Origin of the sequence: Acinetobacter sp. C15, assembly GCF_013420645.1 — a bacterium.
GTDB classification, from domain to species: domain Bacteria; phylum Pseudomonadota; class Gammaproteobacteria; order Pseudomonadales; family Moraxellaceae; genus Acinetobacter; species Acinetobacter indicus.
Window position 1 is genome coordinate 1 of sequence record NZ_VOXR01000067.1, and the last position, 8,243, is coordinate 8,243.

The window sequence follows — 8,243 nt, forward strand, 5'->3', positions numbered from 1 at the left end:
CCGAGTCGTAAAGCTCAGAAAGCTGTTATTGAACAAAGAAATTTAAATCCTGTGCTTGACTCTTGCAGTTAAAAACAGGACATTTTAAATGGTTTATCGCATAGACATTTTAATTGGTGAATAACATCTTTTGATTTCCTTTTTAAATCATAATTTTATTGTATATAGGCAAGCCCAATCATTAGCGATTGGGCTTTTTAATTCATATTTAACGTTCCACGCTTCATTTTGGTACAACTTTGGATGAATTTATTGAGTTGAGCTAATCAATTTTTTTCTTGAATTAACTTTGCTGTGCTACAAACTTCTCAATCGCTACCCGTGCAATCTCCGCATCTTCAAACGACTTCACACCCGACACACCCATCGCACCGACGAGCTGCCCTTGATACATAATCGGTTCACCACCTTCTAGCATCCCTGAAAATGATTCCATGGTCAGGAAGCCCATCTGACCGCCTTTGATAATATCTTCAAACAGTTTGGATGCATGGCGACTCATGGCAGAACATTTGGCTTTTTCGATGGCTAGATTTGCAGTCATTGGTGCTGCCCCATCCATACGTTTCATGGCCAGTAAACTGCCCGTTTCATCCACCACGGCAATACTGACATTAAAGTTATGCTGTATCGCATATTGATGCGCTTCATTTAATAGAAATTCAGCATCACTTAAAGTCATATAATGTTTGGTTTTCATTTTGATCTCGAATTAACTGAAGCTTCCCTCTCCTTTTAGGAGAGGGTTAGGGAGAGGTCAAATTTACGCTTTCATCTCAGCAAAAGTGGCTTTTGCCGCCTGAATGGTAAACTCGATATCTTCATCGCTGTGCGCGCTTGAAATAAAGCCGGCTTCAAATGCAGATGGTGCCAGGTTCACGCCACGCTCCAGCATGCCGTGGAAGAATTTACGGAAAGCATCGACATCACATTTTAGCATCGAGTCAAAGCTGGTGATATCGTCCTGATCGGTAAAGTACAGACCAAACATCGCGCCCACTTGCTGGGTTTTAAACGCAATACCGGCTTCATCCGCAGCAGCTTGCAAGCCAACCAGCAGTTTCTCAAGTTGCGCAGACAATTTCTCATAGAAACCTTCAGCACGAAGATGTTTGAACATCTCGATACCGGCACGCATCGCCAGCGGGTTCCCCGACAATGTTCCAGCCTGATACACCTTACCCAGTGGTGCAATACATTCCATCACTTCGCGTTTACCACCAAAAGCACCGACCGGTAAGCCGGCACCAATGATTTTACCCAAAGTAGTTAAATCTGGAGTAACGCCATAATGCGCCTGCGCACCGCCTAAGCCGACACGGAAACCGGTCATCACTTCATCAATAATAAACACCGAGCCATGTTCGTCACAGACATCACGAATGGTCTGCAAGAAACCATCAATTGGCGCAACCAGGTTCATGTTACCGGCAACCGGTTCCACAATCACCCCGGCAATTTCTGAACCAAACTTGGCAAAGCATTCTTTTAAGGTGGCAATATCGTTATATGGCAGGGTTAAGGTGTGTTTGGCAAAATCCGCAGGAACACCGGCAGAGGTCGCTTCACCCTCACCTTTGGTTAACAGGCCAGAACCGGCTTTCACCAGTAATGAATCTGAGTGACCGTGGTAACAGCCCTCAAATTTCACGATCTTGTCACGGCCGGTATAACCACGTGCCAGACGAATCGCGGTCATGGTGGCTTCTGTACCGGAGTTGGTCATACGCACCAGTTCAATTGATGGCATGATTTCGCAGATAATATCGGCCAGCGTCGTTTCATGAACGGTTGGCGCACCAAAACTTAAACCGTCTACCGCAGCATCCTGCACCGCTTTAATAATCGCTGGATGGGCATGACCCAAAATCATTGGCCCCCATGAACCAACATAATCGACATAGCGTTTGCCATCTACATCGTATAAATATGCGCCTTGGGCTTTTTCAATAAAGACCGGCGTGCCGCCTACACCATTGAACGCACGCACCGGTGAGTTCACGCCACCTGGAATATGTTTGCTGGCTTGTTTAAATAATTGTTCTTGCTTTGGAGATAGGCTCATGAATCGACTCAACTCAAAATAAAATCAGACAAAAATTTCGGCTTAAACCGCCTTTTTAAATAGTTCAGACCAGTCATATACGCGTTGAGCAACGGTATGCATCGGACGACCTAATATATCACTAATCACCGCACAAAGGTCGGCACCAGCATCAATCACCTGCTGACCATTTTCCACGGTTAACCCACCAATCGCGCAGATCGGTACATTCAGTTTTGCTTTGGCCTGCTTTAAGGTTTCTAGACCAATATTGCCGGCTTCCGGCTTAGTATCGGTGGCGAAAATTGCCCCAAATGCCACATAGTTAGCGCCATCGGCAATGGCCTGCTCTGCCAGTTCAAGTGAATTGTTACAGCTGCGGCCAATCAGGACATTCTTCGGTAAACGTGCTGCGGCTTCGACAATTGAGCCATCATCTTGACCCAAATGCACGCCGACACCATATTTTACCGCAGCTTCCAAATCATCATTAATCACAAATGGCACTTTGTACTGTGCACACAATGATTTCATATATTCAATTTCATAAGCCTGATCTTCTTTTGCCACCTTTTTACGGCGATATTGCAAGACTGCAACTTCATAGGTCGCCATTGCACCTTCAAGTTTGGCTAAAAGCAGTTCAATCGGATCATCATTGGTAATTAAATATAAGCCACGCATTTTGCCTGCCTGAAACACCTCAAAAAATTGGCTCTCATTATTACATAGTTACAGCTCAAGAGCAGGCCTTGCCTGTATTTTCGCTGATGCTTTGTTTCAGTTCAGATTTTTATGCAAAATCCCTAGTATTGGGGATAGAGTCAGCGCCGGTTTCGGTATTTACTAAGACTCACAATAATAACGATATAAGTTGTTGTTTTTTATTTTTTTATATCAATAACAACCAACGTGCATTCATGGTCTCATGGACGTACTAGAATTTGATGCCAGGACGCATTTGGGGAAATGTGATCAAACGCTAGCACGTCCACACTCTTTTGACTCTCTTCATTCTTTTTATTTCAATGATTCCAGCTATAAAAAAAGCCCGGAGAAAGGTCACTCCAGGCTTGGAAAGTTAAAAACTGATGTCATCAAAGTGTCATACACTCTGCATTGCTTCAATTAATAGAACATTCACTCTACAATTTCAATGAATTTTTTGACCATTCATCTTATTTTTGACCGAAAGTTTTAGTTTTGCTCGAAAAATGAAGATTAGCTGTCAATTTTATCCAGTGCGCGGTCTTTAAGACTCAGGTTGCCGCGCAAAATGTCGGCAAACATTCGCCAGTCAGAAATAAAGCTATACAGCGGCTGTTTAAAGCTGGCCGGCTTGTTTTTTTCAAAGAAAAAATGACCGACCCAGGCGCAGGCATAACCGGCCACCAGTCCATAGACAAAGTAACGTGGCTTACGCTGCCTGACCATTTGCGTCAGGCAAATCAGGCCGATACCACTGCCCAGCATATGCAGACGCCGGCTCATGATATTGCGGTGTTCGGTTAAATAAAAACGATAAAACTCGTGATAATTTTGAATTGGACCTTGAGGCGTGTCATCCGGTTTTTTCGCCCATTCGGTGTTGAGGGGTGCGTTCATATTCATCATCCTGATGCTCTGTTCTTGCTCAAATTACCGCATTTTCTGTACAAATAAAAGCCACTTTGTTCGCGCTATTTTTCTGGCTACTTTTTTCAGGACAGATTTTGGTTACAATCAGAAGCCTTAAACAATGAACGCCTTTTCTGGACGCTTGATAATAATTTGGTATAGCGGCGTCATCTGCCAGAAAGCTACTTTTTTTGCTGTATTGCTCAATTTTTTAGGACCAATTGAATGACCGAGATTGAATTAAAATTTCAAATTCCTGATGCGCGCCGTAATGCCTTACTTAAAGCGCTGGATCCTAAGAAATCTGAAACCATTTCGCTGCAAGCCCGATATTATGACACTGCCGACCGCCTACTGGCACAGCATGGTATTGCGCTGAGACAACGCTTGGAAGGCACGCGCTGGGTGCAAACACTGAAAGCCGGCAAAACCCATATTGAACGTTTTGAACATAATCATGACCTGGGCGAACTGCACCAGCCACCTGCGCTTGATTTAAGCATTTACGATGCCGCTCCCGAAGCCAGACAGCTATTAGATGCAGTTCTCAGTCAGACTGAAAGCCCGCTGCAACTGCAATTTGAAACCGATATGACACGTACTTTGCGTGTTATCCAGCTAGATGAAGTCGAGATTGAAGCCAGTTTAGATGTAGGCTGTATTCGCAGCGGCGAGCGTGAATATCCCGTCCATGAGGTTGAGTTTGAATTAAAATCTGGTTCGGTGCAGGCCCTGCTGGCCTTCTGTTTTGAATGGGTCAAGAAATACCAGCTCTGGTTAGATGTACGCAGCAAGGCCGAAATGGGCAATTTGCTGGCTTTAGACTTACAAGTCAGCCCGCCGCGTCTGGCTGAAGAATTCCGTTTAAATAAAAAAGCCTCAGCCGATCAGAATTTAAGACTGTTAATTGCCCAGCAATTGCAGCATTTACTGCCGAACATTGCGGCCATTTCAGCCGGTGTTAATGAAGCCGAGCATATTGTGCAGGCACAGAATGCACTAAATCAGCTGTATTTAACCGTGCATTTGCTCAAAGACTGGAGTGCGTCTATTTCGGAAAAATGGGCCAATCAGTTACTGGCGTTTAGACAGCAGTTTGACCAGCTGCAACATTTGCAGCACATGCAAAATACCCTCGGCACCTTTTTGCAGAACCCGAATACCGCCTCGAATCTGGCCAAAGATATTTTATATGCCAAAGAGAAACTGGCCAATCTGGTGAAATCGACCCAGAATGTACATCATTATCTGGAACTGTTGATGTTTAGCCTGGATGAAGATGCCTCCCACCCTGCGCAGGATTTAAAACAGGCCGCCCAGCAGACTTTGCAACATCAATATAAATTACTGCAAGAACAGCTAAACCAGACCAGCCAGACCGATTTTGAGAGTCTGGATCAGCTGGCGCAGAAAATTAATGCCCTGAAATTTATTTTCCCGGTACTCACCACGATCTATGATGTTAAAAACCTGCAAAAGTACAGCAAAGCCCTGAACGATGCCCAACTGGCCGCGCAGGAATATCAGGTTCTCTCCTCCGCTGCGCTGTATATCCAGCAAACTGAGCTGGAAGCCAGCGACTGGTTTGTACTCGGCTGGCTGACCGCAAAACAGGAAGTCCATGCGCAAGCTTTGCTGGATGCCACCGAACAATTCCTGGTCAGCCGCAAATTTATTAAGTAAGTTCAGCCACTCTCCGCTCCGGCCAGACAAAAGAATACGCTTTATGGCTACTTTTTATGCATGGCTTGGCCTATAGTAAGGTCAATCAAGAATAAAAATTGCAGGAGTTGGTTATGGCGGAAATCGAACTGAAATTTCAGGTGCCGGTGCATCAGCGCCGCGCCTTTGAAAAAGCCATTGCCAAGAAAAAAGCCGTGCCAATGCAGCTGTGGGCCAAATATTATGACAGTCCTGAGCAGCAGCTGGCACAGCATGCCATCGCCCTGCGTCAGCGTCTGGAAGGTCAACGCTGGTGTCAGACCTTAAAAGCACCGGGGCAGCATCATTTTGAGCGTTTTGAACTGGAACTGGCCCTCGGCCCGGATGAACCGGAGCAGCTGGATCTAAGCCTGTATCAGGAACATAAACAGGCGCAAACCTTGCTAAAACAGGCGCTGGAGCTGAAAAAGGCCGATTTAAAAAATACCGGTCTGGAGCTGCAATTTGAAACCGATATGCAACGCCTGATTGTGCTTGAACAAGTCAAAGACAGTGCAATTGAACTGGCGTTTGATCAGGGCGAAGTCCGCACACCAACAGCACAAAGCGATATTTACGAAGTCGAGTTTGAACTGAAACATGGCGATGTTAGCGACCTGATTGATTTTGTGCAGCCATGGGTAAAACGCTATCAGCTCTGGCTTGATGTTCGCAGCAAATCACAGCGCGGTCAGATGCTCAAGAATCAGCAGGACATCTTGCCCGTTCAACATCAAACACCTTTTAGCCTCGATAAACATGATTCGAGTAGCCGCGCGCTGGCCAAAATTGTCAGCAACTGTCTGACTCATTTATTACCAAATGCCACGGCGATTGCCGACAATCATTATCAGAGTGGTCATGTACATCAGGCCCGTGTGGCCATTCGCCGTTTACGCAGCGCGCTGAAAATCTTTGGTCACTGGTCCGAACAGGTACAACCCGAATGGCAAGCGCAATTGGCAGAACTGTTCCGGCAACTTGGTTCCACCCGCGACCGCGATGCGCTGAGTGAAAGCCTGATGCCACGTCTGGCCAAGGCCGGCTCTCCCCTCGCGGAACTACCGGCAAGTAGCGAAAGCAGTGATGAAATTGATGCACTGTTTCGCGCGCCAGAAACAGTGCGCCTCTTGCTGGAGCTGCTACAGTTTAGCCAGTGCACAGCACAGGAAGATGATCAATCGCTGAAAAAGCAGGTACGGAAACAGCTTGCAAAAATGCACCGGCAAATTTGTCAGGATGCCGTGCAGTTTGAACATCTGGACAGTGAACAGAAGCATCGCACCCGTAAACGGGTCAAACGCCTGCGTTATTCGGTCGAGTTTATTGCCTCTTTATTTGAAGCCGATGCCGTCAAACAGTATCTGAAAGCATTGAAACCGGCACAGGAATCTTTGGGGCAGTTTAATGATCTGGTGGTGGCCGAAGCCCTGTTTCAACATGAGGTTCCGCAAAACCCACAGGCCTGGTTTGTTCTGGGCTGGATTGCTGCCGAGCAAAAGCATGTTCTGGCCGAAGCCCAGCAGCATTTGCTGGAATTTACCCGCAGCAAAACCTTCTGGTCGGCCTAAAGCCCAGCACGGAGATAATCATTTAGCGGTACTTGCCAAATACCTTCCAGGTACCGTTATCGGCCAGCGGATCATGATAACTATCGCTCCGCTGCTTGCGCGGTTTTTCCCGGGCATCCACCAGCTGAAAATGCGGTTCGACACTCAGCACAATACCGTTGACATAAAAACGAGTGCGGGTGTATTCACTTTGCCCATGCTGAAACACATAGGTACGCAAATCAATAAACTCACGGTGTGCCACCAGTGCGGCGCTGTCGTCACTCTCCAGCCACTGTTTCATCGTCAGCATCTGCGTAGCATCAAACTGGCCGCACTTTTCCATCAAGCTGGCCAGACCGCGAAAAGTTTTTGATTCTTTGGCCCGGGTTTTATTAATCCGGATTCGGTCAACATGAAAGAAAAATAAAGGCAGGTTTAAGTGACTTGGCAGATGAATGGCATCCAGCACTTCATCTTCCATAAAGGGCTGAAACAGCTCTTGTGCCCGCTCAATCAATCCGGACCATTGCTGGAAATAGGCTTCAACTTCAGCCGGATTGCCATAATAAATTGGCAGCCCTTCTACATTGGCCAGATGTGCCGGCGGCCAGATGTTTTGTCGCAGCAGCGCAATATCACTTTTTAGACTTTGAACCGCAATTGCATCTTGCATCGTGATTCCTTTTTCTTGCTTAGGCTATTTTTAGAGTAAGACAAAGGTTTAGTTTCTGCAAGGCTTTGCCTATAATTATTGTTTATGATTTTAGCTTAGGAAAAATTCATGGTTCAAAAGATTGAAGCAACCGATGTTACCGAAGAAGAAGCGTTAAATGCTGCTTTCTTTGAACGTGCTGATGAATTTATCAAACAGGCCAACGAATTTTGTCGCGTCGAAAAAGGTTCACAGGAACAACCGGCGGAAAAACGCGGTCAGGTCAGTGCTGCCATGTTGTTTGGCACGGCGCGTTTTAATACCTGGGTCGCAGCCAACAACTTCAAAGATGGTGAGGAAATGCGCGCGGCCAAAGATCAGGTCATGTCCTACATTTTGCAGCAGTTCCAGATGATGCTGGAAGACAATTACGATGAATACTGTGAACAGTTCGAGAACTATTTACGTTTCCGTCGTAATGAAGAATTTCACAGCAATAAACACAAACATGATCACGATCATTAAATTGCTAAAAAAAGCCCACCCTGTTGTAATGCCAGTCAGTTAAGAGATTGACTGGCTTTTTCTTGGGTATTTTTGAGGTTTTCCTTTTACAACCCTTGGATAACTCCTCACTCTTCTCTCAGGTATAACATACCGATTAGATTTCTCCATT

Annotated in this window: 8 protein-coding genes; 3 read left to right on the forward strand and 5 right to left on the reverse strand. The window is 46.0% G+C overall.

The annotated features are described in order from the left end of the window. Window positions 1–283: 283 nt before the first annotated feature. From FTT63_RS14305 to FTT63_RS14320, 4 genes are all read right to left on the reverse strand, one after another. Window positions 284–700, reverse strand: coding sequence for a heme-binding protein (locus tag FTT63_RS14305; protein ID WP_104499001.1), 417 nt, complete (start codon window positions 698–700; stop codon window positions 284–286). A 63-nt stretch (window positions 701–763) separates the two neighbouring features. Beyond that, window positions 764–2,065 (reverse strand): glutamate-1-semialdehyde 2,1-aminomutase, encoded by a 1,302-nt coding sequence (hemL, locus tag FTT63_RS14310; protein WP_180192435.1) that lies wholly within the window; start codon window positions 2,063–2,065, stop codon window positions 764–766. 42 nt (window positions 2,066–2,107) lie between these two features. Continuing rightward, window positions 2,108–2,728, reverse strand: coding sequence for a thiamine phosphate synthase (gene thiE, locus FTT63_RS14315; protein WP_016659151.1), 621 nt, complete (start codon window positions 2,726–2,728; stop codon window positions 2,108–2,110). A gap of 537 nt (window positions 2,729–3,265) precedes the next feature. Further along, window positions 3,266–3,649, reverse strand: a complete 384-nt coding sequence (locus tag FTT63_RS14320; protein ID WP_016659152.1) for a DUF962 domain-containing protein — start codon at window positions 3,647–3,649, stop codon at window positions 3,266–3,268. Window positions 3,650–3,886: 237 nt separating this feature from the next. Between FTT63_RS14320 and FTT63_RS14325 the strand changes: the two genes are divergently transcribed. Next, a complete protein-coding gene (locus tag FTT63_RS14325; RefSeq protein ID WP_180192436.1) occupies window positions 3,887–5,344 on the forward strand; it encodes an inorganic triphosphatase in 1,458 nt (485 codons plus the stop codon). Between the two features lie 113 nt (window positions 5,345–5,457). After that, window positions 5,458–6,933, forward strand: coding sequence for a CYTH and CHAD domain-containing protein (locus FTT63_RS14330; RefSeq protein ID WP_180192437.1), 1,476 nt, complete (start codon window positions 5,458–5,460; stop codon window positions 6,931–6,933). 22 nt (window positions 6,934–6,955) lie between these two features. Here the strand turns inward: FTT63_RS14330 and FTT63_RS14335 are convergent, their stop codons facing one another. Further along, window positions 6,956–7,588: a hypothetical protein gene (locus FTT63_RS14335; protein WP_163170251.1), complete on the reverse strand. Its 633-nt coding sequence runs from the start codon at window positions 7,586–7,588 to the stop codon at window positions 6,956–6,958. A gap of 108 nt (window positions 7,589–7,696) precedes the next feature. On the opposite strand from FTT63_RS14335, the gene FTT63_RS14340 reads away from it, so the two are divergent. Further along, window positions 7,697–8,092, forward strand: a complete 396-nt coding sequence (locus FTT63_RS14340) for a DUF3144 domain-containing protein (RefSeq protein ID WP_005178954.1) — start codon at window positions 7,697–7,699, stop codon at window positions 8,090–8,092. Window positions 8,093–8,243: the final 151 nt, after the last annotated feature.